This is a genomic window from Streptomyces azureus (assembly GCF_001270025.1).
Taxonomy (GTDB): Bacteria; Actinomycetota; Actinomycetes; order Streptomycetales; family Streptomycetaceae; genus Streptomyces; species Streptomyces azureus.
Map to the genome: position 1 here is coordinate 1 of NZ_DF968523.1, position 233 is coordinate 233.

The window sequence follows — 233 nt, forward strand, 5'->3', positions numbered from 1 at the left end:
GCCCCGCCCCGCGAGCCGGGCACCCGGGGCCGTCCGCCCCGCCACGGCGGCGAGTTCGTCTTCGGCGATCCGGCCACCTGGAACACTCCCGATGCGGCGACGGTGACCAAAACACGTTTGTATGGCACCGCCACGGCCCGGGCCTGGGACCGGCTCCACCCCAGACTGACTCACCGCTCTGCGTGGGTCTCCCAGCTGGGTGCTCTGCCGGTCATCGAGGGCACGGTGATCCG

General features: G+C 72.5%; 1 pseudogene. It reads left to right on the plus strand.

Features of this window, described 5'->3' with window-relative positions:
- Positions 1-233: pseudogene (locus tag AOQ53_RS47135) on the plus strand (NF041680 family putative transposase); the annotation flags it as partial.